Annotated in this window: 12 protein-coding genes; 5 read left to right on the forward strand and 7 right to left on the reverse strand. The window is 52.7% G+C overall.

Annotated elements, in window-relative coordinates:
- The first annotated feature begins 83 nt into the window (after positions 1 to 83).
- Complete coding sequence (locus tag AZH53_RS04165; protein WP_319642276.1) at positions 84 to 1,229, forward strand: hypothetical protein; 1,146 nt, start codon at positions 84 to 86, stop codon at positions 1,227 to 1,229.
- Between the two features lie 194 nt (positions 1,230 to 1,423).
- On the opposite strand, the gene AZH53_RS04170 is transcribed toward AZH53_RS04165, so the two are convergent.
- Together AZH53_RS04170 and AZH53_RS04175 are read right to left on the reverse strand one after the other, a co-directional pair.
- Positions 1,424 to 2,317, reverse strand: a complete 894-nt coding sequence (locus AZH53_RS04170; protein ID WP_319642277.1) for a PAS domain S-box protein — start codon at positions 2,315 to 2,317, stop codon at positions 1,424 to 1,426.
- A gap of 271 nt (positions 2,318 to 2,588) precedes the next feature.
- Complete coding sequence (locus tag AZH53_RS04175) at positions 2,589 to 6,140, reverse strand: PAS domain S-box protein (protein ID WP_319642278.1); 3,552 nt, start codon at positions 6,138 to 6,140, stop codon at positions 2,589 to 2,591.
- A gap of 494 nt (positions 6,141 to 6,634) precedes the next feature.
- Here AZH53_RS04175 and AZH53_RS04180 point away from each other — a divergent pair, with 494 nt between their 5' ends.
- Positions 6,635 to 7,291, forward strand: coding sequence for a hypothetical protein (locus AZH53_RS04180; RefSeq protein ID WP_319642279.1), 657 nt, complete (start codon positions 6,635 to 6,637; stop codon positions 7,289 to 7,291).
- Between the two features lie 792 nt (positions 7,292 to 8,083).
- Positions 8,084 to 8,350, forward strand: a complete 267-nt coding sequence (locus tag AZH53_RS04185; RefSeq protein WP_319642280.1) for a hypothetical protein — start codon at positions 8,084 to 8,086, stop codon at positions 8,348 to 8,350.
- Positions 8,351 to 8,828: 478 nt separating this feature from the next.
- Here AZH53_RS04185 and AZH53_RS04190 read toward each other — a convergent pair whose 3' ends face one another.
- Positions 8,829 to 9,293 (reverse strand): hypothetical protein, encoded by a 465-nt coding sequence (locus AZH53_RS04190; protein ID WP_319642281.1) that lies wholly within the window; start codon positions 9,291 to 9,293, stop codon positions 8,829 to 8,831.
- Between the two features lie 201 nt (positions 9,294 to 9,494).
- On the opposite strand from AZH53_RS04190, the gene AZH53_RS04195 reads away from it, so the two are divergent.
- Entirely contained in the window at positions 9,495 to 9,650 is a 156-nt protein-coding gene (locus tag AZH53_RS04195; RefSeq protein ID WP_319642282.1) for a hypothetical protein, read from the forward strand.
- A 107-nt stretch (positions 9,651 to 9,757) separates the two neighbouring features.
- On the opposite strand, the gene AZH53_RS04200 is transcribed toward AZH53_RS04195, so the two are convergent.
- The 3 genes from AZH53_RS04200 to AZH53_RS04210 form a co-directional block, all read right to left on the reverse strand.
- Complete coding sequence (locus AZH53_RS04200) at positions 9,758 to 10,750, reverse strand: Gfo/Idh/MocA family oxidoreductase (protein WP_319643639.1); 993 nt, start codon at positions 10,748 to 10,750, stop codon at positions 9,758 to 9,760.
- 406 nt (positions 10,751 to 11,156) lie between these two features.
- Positions 11,157 to 11,930, reverse strand: coding sequence for an undecaprenyl-diphosphate phosphatase (locus AZH53_RS04205; protein WP_319642283.1), 774 nt, complete (start codon positions 11,928 to 11,930; stop codon positions 11,157 to 11,159).
- Positions 11,931 to 12,007: 77 nt separating this feature from the next.
- Positions 12,008 to 14,674 (reverse strand): heparinase II/III family protein, encoded by a 2,667-nt coding sequence (locus tag AZH53_RS04210; protein WP_319642284.1) that lies wholly within the window; start codon positions 14,672 to 14,674, stop codon positions 12,008 to 12,010.
- A gap of 212 nt (positions 14,675 to 14,886) precedes the next feature.
- Here AZH53_RS04210 and AZH53_RS04215 point away from each other — a divergent pair, with 212 nt between their 5' ends.
- On the forward strand, positions 14,887 to 18,567 hold the full coding sequence (locus tag AZH53_RS04215) for a hypothetical protein (protein ID WP_319642285.1): 3,681 nt from the start codon (positions 14,887 to 14,889) through the stop codon (positions 18,565 to 18,567).
- A 70-nt stretch (positions 18,568 to 18,637) separates the two neighbouring features.
- On the opposite strand, the gene AZH53_RS04220 is transcribed toward AZH53_RS04215, so the two are convergent.
- Positions 18,638 to 19,090, reverse strand: coding sequence for a hypothetical protein (locus tag AZH53_RS04220; protein ID WP_319642286.1), 453 nt, complete (start codon positions 19,088 to 19,090; stop codon positions 18,638 to 18,640).
- Between the last annotated feature and the right edge of the window lie 119 nt (positions 19,091 to 19,209).

Genomic DNA, 19,209 nt, shown 5'->3' on the forward strand with positions numbered 1-19,209 from the left:
CTGACCATGAATGCCCGACAAATCTTTATGTGACTCCGGGAGGTGCTACCTACATCCAAAGGGAACGATTCGGAGGTGAGGAAATGAGAAGGACATCGAGAGATATTCGAAGATTACAGGCCGGATTTGTCGTATTTCTGGTCCTGATGAGTATTCTCTGCGTCATCCCGGTTCTGGGAGACGATGGTGAATCCATGACAGGCGGAGCGGATGATGGCGCCCCGTCCGGAGATGATTCGCAGGAAAGCGTATCTGCTGACGCCGATTCCGGTGACGAAAGCGGACAGTCATCCTCAGACGATACAACGGGGGACGATGACATATCAGACCCCGCCGATGCAGCAGGCGGAGAGGACGAAGCGGCTGATAACGGAGCATCAGACCCCGCCGATGCAGCAGACGGAGAGGACAAAGCAGCCGATAATGAAGCGTCAGACCCCGACGACGGAGCAGGAGAGGATGACGGAGCAGGCGCCGATGATGCTGCGGGTGATGATGCGGCAACCGGTGAAGATACCGTAGTGGATGAAGCTGAGGTTGCAGACAGCGACGATGAATCAGGTGAGGACGAGGAAGCCGACGACGATGAATCGGTCGGGGAGGACGACGCGGCCGGGCCTGAAGAATCCGAAGAGGACGAGGAAACGGTCACCGGAGAGGACGCGGCTGAAGAAGAAGAGGGAGAGGATGAAAATGAGTCTGATGGTGTGCCAAAAGGAAAGGGCCACGATAAGGTGAAGAAAGAAAAAGTCCATGAGCCCGCACTATCGGACGATGAATCGGATGAGGAAGAGGAATCCACGCAGGGAGAACAGACCGGTGAAGAGGACGTGACCACGGACGAGGAGGAAACTGCCGAAGGAGACCAGCCGGCAGCCATTACCGGAATCACCCACCGGGCAGGGTCGGATGATGGCGATGATCCCTTCCCCGACAATGGGCCATCGGAGAGCGAAACAGGCCTGACAGAGACGGCAGCTGACGGACAGACCGTCACCGACGACGAGATGTCCGGCATTCTGGCAACGGACTGGTTCTATCAGCGGGACGAAATACCCCCGGGATACTCGTATGGGGGCCTAAATCCCGACAATGTGCACAACATGTCACCCCTGGGAACGGAATACGCCGAGGCGGCGGCAGTCCCTGAATTCCCCACCGCAGGTATACCGCTCCTCCTGATACTCGGCATCGCCGGCGCCGTGCTGGTTGTCCGGCGAAAGACCTGACCCTTTTTTTCCAGGGATGCATCGATGCTCCCCCAGCCACAGAGTGCAGACGAGGAATACTGCTATCGCACAAAAAGGAGACAGGCTCCCGCATCTCACATCCGGCACACGAATGATACCGAAAAATTGCAGCCGCCGATAGTTCCCATCCACCGGGAGAACCGGCCTGGTAGCTGTTAAAGGCATCTGCCCGATTATTCTATTGCTTTTTCCCCGTGTGTCCGCTTCTTCCCCTGCATCCCGACAATGCCCGACGGTTTCCCCGTTCTTTCGGCATAATCATAAATGAAAGTCCGGATATTCTCCGCCTCTTTATTGCCGATGTTGATCTGACGGATAATCCGGTCAATTTCATGCGCCTGCTCCTGAATCTGCTCCAGCACCCCGACATCTTCGAGGTCGGAAATGCCGACGATGACCTGGAGCGGGTTTCTGATCTGGTCGTTCAGTTCGGAGATCTCTTCCACCCGGACCATCAGTTCATTGATCTTTTCCAGAAGATCGCGGAATTTTTCTTCGCTTTCCTGCAGGGCCTGTAGTGATTTATGGTACTCCGTAGTGTCTTCAAGGATGATGGTGATCCCTGGTGACCCGTCCTGAAAGACCGTCGGAACAACCTTCATCCTGAAGAAATACTCTTCCGAATCCTTCACTATCCGTATCTCCTCAACTACCTCTTCACCCCCGAGGGCCTGATCGATGATCTGCCGCAGGTCGGCCCCGGTATCGAGGCGGTGGAGAATATCACGAATGTTTTTATTGAGAATATCCTCTTTCTTCCGGTGAAGGAGGGCAATCACATTCCTGTTGACATACACTATCTTCAGGGAGTTGTCCAACACGAGGACGTAATCCGAGGAATGGTTCATCAGGGCGGATATCGGCACCCGGTGGGAGAGGAAGTAGACCTTTGACTGACCAAAGGTTTCCATGTCAACCTCACCGGAGGTCCGCAGGATCTCCAAATAGTGACCGACGGTGATACGGTTCATGCCGACGGTGTCAGAAATCTGCGTTACCGACATGCCCCGTGGATTCTCCTTCAAAAGATCCAGAATCCTTGTCAGTCCCGCATGATTCTCTTTCATGGTCAGGGGGATATACGATGTTCCTCGTATTTAATGATTAATACCACTAGCTATCAGACGTGATTGTCATACCCGGATGACTGTAACGAATGGCAATACACCATGCATAATTGCCCCGATTCCCGTCGGATGCAGGCGGATGCGGGATTGGGAACAGATTCGTCAACGTATCCGGCATGCGGCCAGCCCCCTCCGTCAGTCCCCCATCGCGGTCGGGGGGAGGAAGGCCATGCCTCGCATCAAAAACCCGGAAATTATGGCACTCCCTCCTCTATGGCTGATATCCGCTGCCTATCCACAGGATATTGGACACATCTCCCGTGGGATCGTACATCCGTTCCAGCTGCCACCTGACGTTCACCGGATCACCGGGGCCCGACAGCAGCGGTACCGAGATCTCCACGGATCCCGCATCAGCAGTCTCCACCATTTGTTTCTGGACTTCCTTAACCTCCGGGTGCGAGGACCGGGGGAGAAACGCCGCAATATCTTTTCCGATTATGCTGGTGCCGTCTCCCAAAAGATCGGTGAGCGTTGAATTTGCACGGGTGATGATGCCCTTCCTGTCGACGGAAAAGACCGGCCGGCCGGGGTATTTGTCGCAGATGGATGAAAAGACGCCATTCTGCCTGCTGACATAGAGGATATGATCGTTTTTGATACCCTCAAGAACCCGCCGGAGTCTGTGATGGGATTGTTCGGCCTCTGACCCATCCCCTTCCCCCATCTCTCCGACCCCTGCCTTTTTGGCCAGTTCTTCTTCATACCGGCACCTCTGGAGCGTGACGGATGCCTGATTCACGAAAATTTCGATGATCGATATCGTGGCATCATCAATACGATGAGGGACGGCAAAGGAGATGCTCCCGAATAATCTGTTGTCCCGTGAGATCCCAATCATATAACACTCGTAGAGGTCCAGAACGTCATTGATTATCGAGCAGACATCCTCGGAGAAGTTCTTCAGGAAGAGATCATACAGCCCCCCGGAGAGGTGGATAAGCCTGTTGGAGTTCAGGTAGGTGCGATACTCTTCCGGTATTTTGAACCGGGTATCCAGAACCCTCCGGTTGAGCATGCTGCTCAGCATATTTTCGTACCCCTCAATCTCCCCCTTAATGGATTTGATCTGCAATGTTCCGGGATTATCATCGAAAGCGGTGACGACCGCAACGCCGCCGGGGAGAAGTGTTGTGAGTTCGGATGCAATGTAATCATAAATCGTCTCACTCCTTGGGAGACTGGCAAAACTCATGGCAGACCGCGAGATGAACTCCAGATTTTTTACATACTCCCTCTCTTTGATCTCGCTCTCCTTGCGGTCGGTGATGTCAGTGCCCACGGCCGAGATGCCGGTGAGGCGTCCTTCCGCGTCGATGACGGGACTATTCGTCCATGAGATCCATTTTTTGTCCCCGCCCCGTCCGGCATATTCATGTTCCGTGATCCTGTATAGGGCAGGGTCGTCGAGAATCTTTTCAATGATATTCCTGAACATTCGTGCATTCTCCGGTGTCCCTGAAAAAATGGTATCAACGGCACTTGCACCTATCAGTTCCCCCTTCCGGAATCCGAGGAGATCTTCCCCGAATTCATTGACGAACAGAATTGTACCGTCAGCATCCGTTTTTAGGACAATTGCGCATGTTTTTTCAACCAAATCACGATACTTTTCCTCGCTCTGCTGAATTTCGTTTTCCATCCTCTTTCGCTGCGTCATATCCTGAATCGATTCGATGGCTCCGATGACGGCCCCCCCCTCGTCATAGAGTCCGGTTGCCTTCGCCCAGAGGAACGCCCCGTTCCCGTCATTCAGGTGCGATGACCAGACCTCCATACTGAGGGCGTTCTTCTCTTTCCGGATCGTGGGGGGCGGGTTAAAGTGCGTAATGTCATGGGACAGTACATAATCGATCAGCATCGGCCGTCTGGTACCGTAAAACGGGACTGAATAGGACTGATCTCCCCGTCCGAGAATCTCTTCTTTCGGTATGCCGGTCAGTTGCTCCATCGCCCGGTTCCACGCCATCACTTCTGAATCGCTGTTGATCACAAAGGTTGCTTCCGGCAGGAAATCGATAATATCCGTCAACCGGGAGATGGTGCTGGTCAGACCGGATTCATATTCCTTTCTCTCGGTCACATCCCTTTTGACAACGGCAATCTTTTCGACCTCACCACCGGAATTGATGATGGGGGAGAGTGAGAAGTCAAATATCCTGCCGTCAATCTCGTCCACAAACGAATCGGAGAGTTTTGAAGAGACAATCTCAGAGGAAATGTCCCTGATGCTTTCGCCAATATCCTCCGGGATGAATTCGTAGATGCTTCTGCCAAGAATTGACTGGATGGTGAGGGAATCGTCACCACAATACTTCCTGATATACTCACAGGAGGATTTGTTCAGTGAGAGGAGCCTGCCTTCCAGGTCGATAAGAAGTGAACCGTCATTTATCGAGTTGAGTAAAAACCGCGTGTTCTTTTCATTGCGTTTCAGGGCTTCCTTTACCAGTTTGGCATCGGTGACATCCCTTCCGACAAACTGAAACTCGAAGATCGAACCATTCGTATCGAGGATGGGAGAGATGCTTCCCTCTACCCAACGCGGTTTTCCCCCTGTCTGCAGGGTGCGAAATTCCACCGTCTGAGATCTCTTCTCTGCATCTGCCAGATTCACTGAGGCCCGGATGAGCCCTGTATCATCCGGATAAATATCCAGGGAATCCAGCTCTTTGGCGATTGGCATCTCTTTCGGGACATTGAAATGAGAAGAGAAGGCTTCGTTCACATAATTGAGGGAATGGTCCAGGGACATCCGGCATATCAGTTCCTGCTGCCCCTCGACGATATTGCGGTACCGGTTCTCACTTATGGTAATGCACTTCTCCGCCTTTTTCCTCTCAGAGATATCCCGGTGGACGGAGAGGACGACAAGCCTGTCCTTCAGCGTAAATACATGGGAGCTTGCTTCCACCGGGAAGGAAATCCCGTCTTTTCGTACCAGTATCCCTTCATAAATCGAATGATAATTCTCTGCAAGGTCCGGTTCGATGGCGTCGTCGGATACGTTCGATGGAGCACGAAATATTTCGGGGAATTTTTTCCCGAAGAGTTCATCACGGGAGTAATGAAGTTTCCTGCAGGCCGTATCATTCACTTCGATTAATGCACCAATCCGCCGGGTATCGGTGATCTCATACAGGAATATCGCGTCGTTGGCATTATTGAAGAGATTTTTAAATTTTTCCTCATTCTCGGTGAGGCAGTCCCTCATCCTCTTCTCTTCGGTAAAGTCCTTTATGATGACAATCAGGCCATGGTCACCGCCTTCGAGGACGGACGGGACAAACATGAGAAAAAAATTGTACGTGGTTTCGTCGTACGTGTAGGTGATCTCCTTGCAGGTTTTTTCCCCGTTCTCAATACAGGCCTCGATGAGGGGGACAAGTTCGGTATCACTGATGATGGGAATCGTCAGTTCGTCGATAAATTTGTTCAGGATGTCCTGTTCCTTCAGATTGAAGTATTGCAGGTACTTGTCATTCACCTGAATGATTTTTCCTCCCTGATTGAGGAGAAGGATTAAATCAGGGGAAAACTGCAGCATTTTGCTGATGGGCAACCGCCGTGAAATGGTGTAGACCTTTGCATTTCCTATGAGGTGTTCGTCAACCTTGCCCGACGCCAGTAATACCTGGAGATATTTTGCGATGGAATTGCGGTGAATGTTCGTACTATGGGATATCTCTGTTATCGTCATCCCTTTCGCCTTGAACTTCAGGATGTTCAATATTTTATCGAGCAATTCCTGTTCGCCGGGCATAGGTCACGAATGCACAATAAAATATTTAATACTATGTCGGGCATCCATTATGACCGTTGAATAAAAAAACTGATTTAGGGATTTATACGGGCATTGCAGGCACAATATTCGTCATATTCAGATTCGTATTCATTCTGACATATGATGGAGGATTCGGTTCACTGAACGGTGAATCTGAAAATTCAGAATAGATACCGCCCCACCATTGTCTGATTAGAACAGTCCCGGGACAATCCGGTTCTGGTGCGAACATCGCTTCTGTTGGGGAAAAGGCCCTCTTCACGGATATCATGCAAGTCGTTGCAAACAGCAATATATCAGTGAAATACCCATATATTCCCATTTCCGGGCGCACCCGCAGGGTTGTGCATTAATATCTGGCGCATTAGTATATATCCGGATTCGTATAGGGGGGAGCATATGTAAGACTTTGAACGGCAGCTTCCGCCAAGGATGCCGGCAGTTTTGCATGAAATTGAATGGAGGTATGAAAAATGAACAAACTATTTGCCGCATTGCTTGTGGCCGCTCTCTGTATGGTGGCACCGGCAATTGCAATGGAATGGGATGATCTCCCGGCCGAGGCGATGGTGTACATCGACAGTAACTATCCGCCAGGAGATGTGATGGGCACCTACTTTGACGTGTATTTCTGTGACAAAGTTTGTGGTGCCAGATGTGTGGATTGCTGTGACTGGGAACCGGTAGGCGACCCCTATGCCGGATGGTGCGTCGACACCTCGGCAAGTTCCATCAAAGATGTGTGCTACTGCGGTGAGATGTATTCCACCATCGGGGTGAGCCCTGAGTTAAACCAGGTAAACTGGATCCTCAACAACAAGCATGATCTATCCTATGGAGAAATTCAGGCAGCCATCTGGATGGTTATGAACCAGCCGAACACCAAGTACCCGGACTGGGACACTGCGCTTGCAGAGAGATTAGCCAACGCAGCAGATCCAGAGTTTGAGCCGGGATGCGGCGATATTGTCGCGATCTGGATCCTTCCGTGTGATGACGATGGACAGGGGATCATCATTGAAATGGAGATTCCTCCCTGCCCGCCGGTTCCTGAATTCCCGGTCATGACGATTCCGCTCTTCTTCGTCGGCGGAGTACTTGTTGCGGCCAGTGTTCTGAGGAAGGAGTAAGGGCGATAACGCCAATCTCATTTCTTTTTTTTTCCTTCTCAGTTGTTCAGAGATATCTTATCAGGCATCGTTCCCACAGCCTCTCCCGTACGCTTGATTTTGCAGACGCGGGTGCATATGGAGGAACGAACCGTCTGTAATCTCCGGTCCGCCAGAGCAGCCCATTATGCGGTCCGGCACATCGCGTTTTGCATGGAGGTGCCCCTGCCCGTCGGCACACTCAGGAGACGCCCGCGTGCCGTACCTTCCACAACCCCCGGCGAGGGGACATCCTCTCTCATATTATCACCCCGCTCTGCCACAGGCCCTTCACAGCGGTTCACCAAAATCGAGCCAGGCTTCCCGTGAGTTCCGCAATTGTGCCGGTCCGTCTTCCGACCATATGCCCCGGGATTGTACGGGTACCACCAATTCGGGGATGTCTGTGGCGGTCGCCACGTATAGGAGGTCCGGCCATACCGCTGCTGCCGCCCGGCAATTGAGAATGCTACGAGGTGCGGAGATACCAACCGGCCTGTGTCAATGTTCGGTAATAATCCGCCAGGGTCGCGTGGCGAGTTATGTCTCAGATGGATGAATAAGGGACCTGCCGAAAGGCCGGGATTTGCCATGAACGCGCTGAACACAAATGCCCGGCTTTTCCTTATATATCTAAAATGATACTGTAGGGTCAGGGCAGGGTCAGGCGGGTGAATCAGACGGATCCCGCGATGATCCCGGATGCTGACCAGCTCTCCTTAAGAGCGCATCCGACGAGCCCTGAATCTGAACACAAAGGGGTGAAGAGTGGTTATGAATAAGAAACCGTGGATTATCCTCCTCCTATTGGCTATCATGGGGATAATGGCTGTGTTCATCGGTGTAGGCCAGGGATATCCTGTTCCCGATAGCAGTGCCGCTGAAAGCCCGGGGTTTGACGATTCACCCCCCCCCGCCACTGTTCCCACCCCTGAATTTCCGACCATTGCCGTGCCTGCAGGCTTTCTGGTCGGGATGGTATACATCATTTTCCTGCTGAAGGACAAGGGACGAAAAATCCTTGTTTTCAGCAAAAAATGATGTTGTGATCATCCGAAGAATCTGCCCCATGACCGTTGGGTATTCCTGATCCCCTATCCTCTATTCTCCCGGGCATACCAGTTCTCCGGCGAGGGATAGACCTCATATCCTGAGCGGGGGCGGTTTTCAAATAAATATACCGCCAGGAGAGGCGTGGCATCCATCTGCGAACGGATGCCGTCCCCCTCCGGGAAACAGAAAGGGCACACACGTGTCGTGATGACCCAAAGCTACAATGCCTGCGTGACCTGATGCTCATGGAGGTGGACGAAAGAGGAGGAGGAGAGGGCCAGGCTAACATTTTCTCATCAAAGAGATCCTTCGGCCATGCAGTGAGGTCCTAAAAGAGGTGACTATGGATGAGGAGTCCCGTGCGTTGGTTCTCAGTGCCACAATTCCATGCAGCCACGAAATATCGGGACAGGGCATAGACATGAGAATGGATGTTCAATCGGTTGTCAATAAAAAAAAGGAAATTTCACCGGTACTTGCCCAATGATACCACTACCGCACCCATCACGAGGGCAAAGAGCGCCATCATGGCAGGCATGTAGAAGGGAAACTCGGGGACCGGTGTGGGCGTGGTCGGTGGAGGTGTCGGTGTTGGTGGACAGCATGCATAGCAGAAGTCAATGTGACTGATGTCCGGGTACTTGCCACTCGATGGGTTCAGGGGAGGACCGAGTATCGTGTCCGATGTTATCGGGCCATCATAGTCATAATAATTGTAGACATTCGCATCCCTTCCCTTCACTATGACGGCATAGACGCAGATCCCGTCGGTTTCGAAGTTGAAGTGAGTCGCATTCACCATCGTGATCGTAATCGAACCTCCGTCAATGTAGTGGGTACCTGCATAGGGACCGTCTTCGATTTTATACGCCTCATAGCATGAGTCGAGATCACAGCATTTGGGGTTGCCGTCAACGTAGTCGGGGTCCACAATACTCGCAGCCCCCGGGAAAACGATGAGCGCTGATGCGATTATCAGCACTAATGCAAATAGCATTTTTTTCATCATGAGATTACATCACATCCTTTTTACGCCCCCCACTCCGCGTCCCTCTTATAAATTGATGTGTCAGGCGCAAATGCTGTGCTTTCGGCGATGCAGCCTTATCGAGCAGCAATTTTTCCGTCTATTGTGCAAAGACCCACAGCCCGGACCGCATACCGGGGGGTACAGTGCGGGGTGCCGGGGAGAGACGGGTGTGTCCGTCCCCGCCCGGCATGGGCGGCAACGGCCATCTATTCCTCCGCCATTTCACAGGGGATATGCGAACAAAAGGACACCTGCTGAAGGACGGTTGCACATTCGAAAAAGAGAAGATTATTTTTTCATGGAGAGGAGATCACACGTCAATGACGTGATACCGGCAAAAACTGGAAATGAAGGATGAACCTCGTCTACAGGGACCCTTCCGTCTGGATGCACTGACGTTCATCCTGATGCACTTCCGATCGTTTCAGGCATTTTTGTTTGATCTCCTCGCAAATCTGCACATTACGGATTGCCTGCACCGGGGTGATGGGGAATGCCCGGCCCTCTTTTGCACACCGGATAAATGTGGACAGTTCCATCTTCAGGGGTTCGACCTTGCCCACCATGACCTTCTCCACCACATTCTCCTGTACATACCGGTCACTCTCTTGGCTGTATTGCTCCGGTTTCCGGTGGATATAGACTTCCTGGGTCATGAAATCCCCCTCGATGGTGAAGTCATTCTCTTCGATGTACACCATCCGGATCTTCTTCGAAGCCTTTCTGCTTGCGGAAAGATACACGGGGAAATCTTCAAAATCAAACAACGCACCGCAGATATCATCGTTCCCGGAACATGAGAGGCTGTATGGTTTCCTGAAGCAGCAGTTGTTGAACAGGATATCAATATCATGAATCATCAGATCTTCGACCACCGAACTGCCGGAGATCCGCATCGACGCGGGATTGTGGCGTTTAATCTCTACATACACCGGATCCTTGACAATCCGGCGGATCTCCTTTACTATCGGGTTAAACCGTTCGATATGGCCGACCCCGACCACAAGATCCTCAGGCAGCTTCCTGCAAAGTGCGATTGCCTCCGCCGAACGCAGGCAGACAGGCTTTTCAATCAGCATATCAACGCCGGCATGGGCCGCTTTTAACGCTGTTTCATAGTGATACTGCGTCGGAACGCAGATACTGACTGCGTCCACCTGCCTGAACAGCTCCTCGACAGAGCCGGCGACGTTCGCCCCCGTATGTTGTGCAACCTCTGCAGCCGCATCGGTGTTTATATCGTAGACAATCACATCACCGACGTTTTTTAGTTCAGAATACACGCGGACATGATTCTTCCCCATAACTCCTGTTCCAATGACTCCAACATCCATTTGCATCACACCGCAAATACTCAGACGGGATTCGGACAGTATTCCGGTATTTCTCCGGTGCCCCCCTCCGGGTGATCCCCCCGCCTGAACGTGCTTTTACGAGATGGTCACAGCGACCGAGAGCAATTGACGGGAACATACCCGGATCAGCCGGAGAGTAGCGCCCATCATATCCCTGCTGCGCACACGCCCTGAATGTTCAAAATCACTATATATTGGTATGCCCGGCAAAAACCGGGTTGTTCGCACATTCCTACGAGATCTGATTTTATTTCTCCACACATATAATGCAGGGACCCCATCCGGCCCCTCCTGCACCAGTAATCGGAAACGGGAGGTACAACGAGGATTTCGATGGAGGGCAAGGGGGCATGGTGTGTGCTGCCGCATTCCTTCAAGTTGCAGGAGAGAAGCCGCCCCGGCTGCATATCTACAGAATCAAAACGAATGAGACGGTTATCACACCGAGAATGACACAGAATATCCAGAATGGCGTCCGTTTTGCCACCATTAGGAGGACGTTCATGGATATGTACCCAAAAAAGAGGGATGATGCCGTTAATATGATCGCTGTCTGAAGGGGTATGAGCCGGATGGCCTCGAAATCGATGAGAAAGATGCCGAGCGCCGCAGGGACGCTCATCAGAAAGGAGATGACGAGGGCCGTCTCCTGGTTCATCTTCTGGGCAAGGAGCGTAGCCACCGTTATTCCCGACCTGGATATTCCCGGAATTACAGCACAGCCCTGTGCGAGCCCGGTCAGTACCATCTCCCTGTCGCTCATCTGGTCCATTCCCTTCTCCCCCGGCGTCCCCGTGACCTTCATTATTACACCGGTGAGAATCAGCATCGCTCCGATAAATACCGTAAAGATGGTGGCATCCTGTTCCGTTGATACCGATTTAAGCAGTGCATAGAGGGGCAGGGCAGTCGCCCCGGTTGCCAGAGAGGCGATCAGGAGGATCCGGGTCAGGGGATAATCGAGGCGAAGATTCTGTGCGATCCCCATGAACTCCTCACGGAACCGGATGATCACCGCGATCATCGTGCCGAAATGAAGATAAAATGCATAGGAGAGAGCCGTCTGCGGGTCCATATCGAGATAATTGAGCATATAGAGCATGGCCTGTGCTTCACTGCTGATCGGGAGCCATTCAATGGTTCCCTGGATTGCCCCGGCAATGATGGCTTCCAGACCGTTCATACGTCAGATGGAGTAGGTGTGCTATGATTAAAAGGTTGTCCGGAATCGCCGCAGGAGGCGGGATGACGAAAACCGCCTCACCTCACCCTGCCGCACCACGCGAGGACGGCGAGGGCAAGAATCCCCGATACAAGGCTGGGACCGTACCATCCGGTCTGCTGCCCGGCCGGCACCTGCTCCGGGATTTTACCGGCAGTCGCAACCGCCGTCGGTGAATCGGAGGGTTGCTGTTCGTCCAGAAGTATGATCCGTGCAGTCCGTCCCTGTGCACGGATCTCATATGCCGAACTGTCGCCCTCAGGGGTCGGCAGGACTACATTGCCGCCTTCTGATACCCCATACCCGGAGTACGGCGCCCCGTCGCGAGTTATCTGCAGGACCGCATCCACGGGGACGGCGACCGTTGCCGCCCTGCCCGCCCCCGTATCCGCAATCGTAATCAGGTCCTCGCCGTCCATCCTGAGATAGCTCCCTCCTGCCACCAGACAGGAATAATCCGCAGAATTCCGGGTCTGCCGGTACCACAGCATCGTGGCATCGGTTTCAAATCCATCAAAAGCAGCGTCCCCTCTCCCGGCATAGATGGTGTCCGTATGCATCCCTGACCTGACCCGGACTGCAGTTCCGGTTCCGGCAACCGCGATCTCTTCGCATGTCTCCTGCTCTTCATTCACGTATCCGGAGAGGAGAACCGTTATCCGGAAGAGTTCGTTCTTCGGGGGGGTTCTCAGGGCGATGACGGGGGTAAAGACCTCCGATGCGGCATCATATCCTCCAATGCGGCCGACATGCTTCGTGATGAGTATCTCTGACGACGGGACCGAGAAGATGTTCAGGAGAACCTGCCTGCCATAAGGATTCGTTGTTCTCCAACTCAACGAGTTCGTGATAACGCCGGTATCCGTTTCACCCTTGTAGGGCAGTGACAACCAGTTGTAGGCGGTCCCGTCGATTGCGAGATCTCCCTTCACATGCCCGATCTCGGTTTGCGTGTACTTTGCGTCCCCGTTTTTATCCGTCGTCGGGATAATTCCAAGGCTGGAAGGCCGCAGGATGTTGCGGTATATCCAGTCCTTTTCCCCCGCCAGTGTGTCAAATACCACAAAGTAATCCTTCTCCGGATACAGGATGGTCCGGGTATGCTCCACTTCCGATGACAGGGCGACGGATGTCGACCAGTCATCATCGATGACGGAGGTGATCGTCTCCGAGGCGACGATGGCCTCCATCCACGGGGTCTCTATGACCGTCTCCACCGCGGCCGGAGTACTCATGCCACCGGCATTTCCCTTATAGGCACCCCGTGCCCGGCTGTCCGCCCAAGAGGAGATGGCAAACGGAGTCTGCGGGTCTTCGATTGCAATCCCGTTGTGGTGGACCTCGTACTGTCCGTAGTAGGTGTCGAGGACATGCTTCGTCTCCCCGGCGTCTGCGAGGAGGAGATCGCCGTTGCCGTAGTACTCGATACTCAGCTGGTCGTGGTGGGCGCTGTCACGGTTGCTGTTGGTCTGCACATCGAAGGTGACGAGCGAGAGCCAGTCCGCATCCTCGTCCCAGTTCTCCCTGAACACCTGGTAGATGGCGTCCTCGTCGAGACGGCTCGTCGAGTCGGGGGTGTCCGGGCTGATGCTGTTGTAGTTGCCATAGACGCAGAAGAGCAGCTTCGTCGGTGCGAGGTCGTTCTCCCGCGAGTACGGCAGGAGGGTGTTTCCTTTGGTCTGGTCGAGATACCTGATCATCTCCGCCTTCTCCCCCGTGTCCAGGAGACTCATGATGCCACGCTGGTAGGTCTCCAGCGTGTTTCCGCCGGTCACGTAGTTGTTCATGTAGCCGTTGGGCATCGTCTCCCAGAGTTCGGAGGTGACGATCTTCTGTGCAACGGGGTAGTCGTCGAGGATGTTTTTGTCGTAGTGATTGCTGTAGACCTGGAACCACCAGAGGAGATCGTCGATCACATAGTTCTTGTAGGCACCGAGCAGGTGCTTGCCGGATGCCTCATCGAATCCGAAGGAGATGAGGGGCCGGTTATACGTATGCAGTTCGTCGTTTTCAAAGAGATAATCGGTTCCTGCACGAGTCCAGTCATCGGGACCGGATTTCAGCGCAAGGTTGTTCGGGTTGGTATAGTCCTCGAGCGCGAGTCCTGCGATCGCAACGCTCGGGTATGCCTGTCCGTGGTAATCGGCAAAGGAGACATAGGTCGTCTTTGCGCCGTCGCCGTTCAGGTCGCGATAGGTACGGTCCGCAAGGACGGCAAGCTTGTCGCGTATGATGTTGTCGTCTGCCGCCGACAGGCCGGGCTGGACCCAGTCATAGGCGAGGGCGTACCCCCGCAGGGCGACGGCCCGGTCCATCTCATATGGCACGTCCCCGACATCGAGGTTGAGAAGGGCCTGCCGGGCCTTCGTCAGGTACTTCCGGTCCCCCGTCATCTGGTAGGCGAGGGCGAGATCTCCGGTAAATCCGCCCCGGTAGGATATTCGGTTGTACGTCTTCCAGTTGGGATCGGAGAAATCACGGGAGAGCGATGCATCGGCTGATTTGATGATGACCGCCTTCCAGGTGCTCCATGGTGCAGATGAACCGTACTGGTAGCCGGGAACCTCGCGGATGTCGTCGAACACGAGGTTCGGGTGTGGGGCTGCGGATGATAATGAACAACATATGACGATGGATACGAGAATTCCAATGAACAACCTCTTTTTTGCTATGATAACCGACGGTGCAGGGGGGATCGTCTTCATGTTCCTCGTCCTCCATTCCTGACGCGTATGGTATTAAATGATACGGGTCGGCTGCAATCCGTGGATCACATTAATATGGTACAATACTACATGGGGTATCTACCGCAACAAGGGGGAGACGGGGGGCAGGAAGGGGACGGTTGAACCTGTTGTGAGAGATGGAGATGGTGCTGCATCCATGAGATGCGGGGTACCGGTGTAGAACGGGGCTTATGGAACAGAAGGATTCAGATACGATGAAGGGGGCGCTGAATGTCGGGCGAATTCGTGCAGCGTATGACAGGGACAAATCGTTTTATATCCTGCTGTTTTTCCTCATTGCCGTCCTTGTAATCGGATATCTCATTCCTGCACTCTATTTCGGCCGTCCCTTCGGGACGGATACCTATACCCATATCTTTCATGCACAGGAGATGTACGGGACGGATTCCCTCTTCGATTTTTATGATGAACTGGGGAAAAAGGTGCTTAATCCCGACCTCGACGACAATCTCTTCAACTACCCCTTCGGGTCATGGCTATTTATTGCCGTTCTGGCAAAGGTCACCAGCCTTGCACCGGATACGACGGCATACCTGTTCAGTACACTGTTCCTGGTGATTTCCGCATTGTCCTATTACATCTATGCCGGGCTCTTTCTCGAAACGAAATCCCAGAAGGTCTTTGCCCTTCTGTTTTTATTTTCCATGCCGAACGTGGTGCTGACAGTGAACAATTATCGTCCCTCGACATTCGTCCTTCCGTTCCTGTTATTTGCAATCTATGTTGCGTATTCTGAAGAAATAACGATACAAAATCTGTTCATCATCGCACTCACCGTATTTGCAATAGCACTCACCCACACGGGAACACTCATATATCTCATGATATTTGCCACCTGTTTTTTCTGGCTGTACTGCTTCTTTGGACGAAAATTCTCCCGCCCCCTCTACATATTGGCGTCGTGCACGTTCCTGTTCTTCTGGATTGCGGTAAAACTGTTTCCACATCTCTATCAGCAATATGCCACAAAAGCCACCCTCTTTCTGACGCCGGGAAATTTCCTTGCAGGCAGGTTCCACATCTTCTTTGCCGATGATCTGAGTGTCGTGCTCTATGAAAACCTCTTCATTAACCACCAGTTTGTCTATGTCATCATCTGGTCGGCATTTGTCTTTGCAGTGGGAAGTGTGCTCGTTTCCATAGGAGACCGTCTGTTCCGTCAGTATTCCCATCTTGTTGATAAGGGAAAATATGCCGTCATTCCCGTATCGGACATGTCCCATTCCTTTTTGTCAACCCCATTCTGGGTCGGGCCGATTCATGCGATTCTGGGCATCATCGGCTTTTTCCGATTTGATACAAAGGGGAAATGTTTTGCGGTCACGGTGATCCTGACGACGGTCGTACCGGCAATGATGCAGGCTTCCGAAGGATTCATCGGGGCTACCGGGGCGCTGAGGGAAATCTCCTATCTCTACCTGATAATTCCCATTGCAGCGGTTCTTGGCCTCTGGTATATCATCCCTGCCATACATGCGAGAATTAAAAGGCACCGGGGTGTGATTCCCCTCCTCTACATCGTGCTCTTTTCCGTGATCATCATCACGCCGGTAATAGGAAATGGCTATTATCTGCCCTCCATCTCGGGTGAAGATTACATCATTGAGGGAATGCACTGGCTCTCGGAAACCGGGACCGCGAATGATAAAGTCGTCGGATACGGGTACCGCACGGTTCCCGTCTACACCGGAAAGCTGGATGCCTCCTACGGCCTTGCGTACGGTACACAGACCCGTACGTTCCTTGGCCTTTTGAAGAGTATCTATTTCGGCAAGACCGGGGACCAGGTCATGGATTTCTATTCCCTGTTCGGTGCCAGATACGTACTGATTTCCGACAAACTTGTCGACAACATCAACACCGACGAGGAAGAGAAGGAGGTAATCATCGATTCCCAGCAGGACCTCGACAAAATATTCTCCAGCAGGGATTTCGGGATATACGCGGTCCGGGATCCGTCCCTCGGCTCTTCCGGCGATTATTCCATGAGCGAACGGGTTTCCATTGAAAACGTCGGGTCCAATATCGAGATCATATCACGGACCTACAAAGTGGTAATGGACCAGGATACACCGACTATCAGGTACTTTGGCACAATTTCACAGAACTGCCTTGAGGAAGGTGCGATGTATGACATGGCGAGAATTAGCTGGCTGGGAAACAGCGAAGATCTGGGGGCATATACCTTTTACGACGAGGAGTTTACCCGTGAGATAATTGATAATCAGCTGATATACCGAACCGTTCTGAAGGGTGACCGCGGCGTGGACAACTGGTCATCGGTGAACGTGGTATACACCTTCCTGCCGGAATTGATCAGACGGGAATTCTCTATCTCAAACGATCAGCTTGCGTCCACCGATACACCCACCATGCGAGCCTATTTCTCCACGAATCTCTTTATGCCTGCATCATCCCTCGTTCTGAAGCGATCCTATCAGAGGATCGAGAAGGACGTATACCCCTCGGATGACCCGATAGACATCAATGATGTCTATGAAGAATTCTATTTCCCCAGCGGCGATTCAGGAATTTATATTACATACGGCACCACCGCCCCGTATCCCCAGTATATATCATACAAGGGTTCGACGGCGTACGATTACAGTTCCTTCAGTGTCGGGAACTTTGAAGCGGTCCAGCCGGGTGCATCGCTTCACATTACCCAGTATATCTCCGTCGGGAATGAGAATCTGGCTAAACAGCACATCCAGAATGCAAACCGCATCTCACTCTCCCCGTATCCGAATGGCATCATTCCCATAGTCCTCTGCGGGTATGACAACGCGGGGTACACCCTCGGATACGGGAAGACGGACACATTTTCCATTGGGGGGACAAACGTCGAATATACGGACGTAGCAGGTGTTGTACGGCTGAGAAACAACGTAAGTGAGGTAATAAAGGACGGGGAGAGGGGTATCCCCTATGTAATATCCATCGGTGTGTCCCCTCCCTACGATGACATTCTGTTTTGTGAAGGACTCCGTCATCCCCAGATGGCCCTGTACAATGGAGAGCCGACCGGCACGGTAATCCTGCCGGAATCCGAACCGCGAACGGAGATGCTGGGCAGCAGAAAGACGCGTGAGGAATTCTTTACCGACTGGAAAAACGTGATCAGGACCGTATCGGAAACCGGTGACATGGCGCTCTTCATGATGCGTTCCGCGGATGTGGAAAACCCGGTCTATGCCAATGACTTCCTGAACGTTCTTGACTATGCAAAATCTTACGGACTGACCCCCGCAACGCCCGCCGACATTGCCGAACATTTCACCAACCTGCAGCAGATTTCCTACAATTCCTCCTTTGAGATGGATGAGGCAGTCATCGTTGTCAGGAATGACAATGATTCCCCGGTCCGGGGGGTGACCTTTGTTGTACGGATGCCGGTATTGGATGGGGACGCCTACGCTGTTGACAACGGCGAAATACGAAGAATGGTCCGGGTTGTCACCGATCAGGTTCTCTCCATCTCCGTCGATCTCGGTCCGCACGAGTCAAAGACGATCTACGTCCGCCCCTCCCTTGAAAAGAAGCATCTTTCGGTGGATATTCCTGCATCCCCGAAAGAAGGAGCAATAACCATCATCGTCCGGGATGAGGAGGGGCAGCCCGTCAACAGAGCGCTTATCACGATCGATGACCTGCCCTACAATACGAATGAGTATGGCAATGTATCAGTCGACCTGAGGCGTGGAACGCATGAAATAACGGTGGAAAAAGCAGGGTACCTGAAACAGACAAAAACGATTACCGTCAGCAGCTACGTATCATTCCTCGAAGAGATGCTTACCTCCTTTTTTAATGGAGATGACGCAGCAGGAAATGCGCCTGCCGGCAGCTGAAAAGATTCTGAAACACTGCTCCTGCAGCCTCCACCATACACCGGAACCGGATCACGCCGGAAAATAGATGTTATCCTATTCTGCCCTGCACGGCAGAGGTTTCGGAGTCTCCTCCCACCCAGATATGGACCTGTTCCGTCTCCATCGTGTTCAGGTTGGTCAGAATCACCTCTACCTTCCCGGGACCCGACACCGGCCCTGTCACCGGCAGCTCTTCATTCTTTTCGTAGCGCTCATTGTGGTCCAGACGAACGTATTCCGTTGCCACGAGATTGCCGTACAGGTAAATCCGGACCTCGTAATCCGTGACTTTCTCTTCGGAACAGACAATCCCGTAGGTAAAGGAGACCCTGTCATTCAGGGGTGTGGTCTGATAGGATTCGGGGACGACATACAGGGAGGAATGCTCCTTCTCGGTGAAGATCACCATGTACCCGGTGACCACCAGTGCAAGGATTATGGCAATGGCTGCTGCAAAGGCAATCATTGTACTGAACTCTGAACTCTCGGGCCCCCCATCCATGTCATTCAGATATGATGGTACAATATTCCTTAATGATTTGGGAAGGCATCCCGCATGGAACCACTCCTGACAAATCGGTATCCCCAGTGCAGGTATAAGTGGGGGTCGCTCCCGTTATA

The organism is Methanovulcanius yangii (genome assembly GCF_018687785.1).
GTDB lineage: Archaea > Halobacteriota > Methanomicrobia > Methanomicrobiales > Methanomicrobiaceae > Methanovulcanius > Methanovulcanius yangii.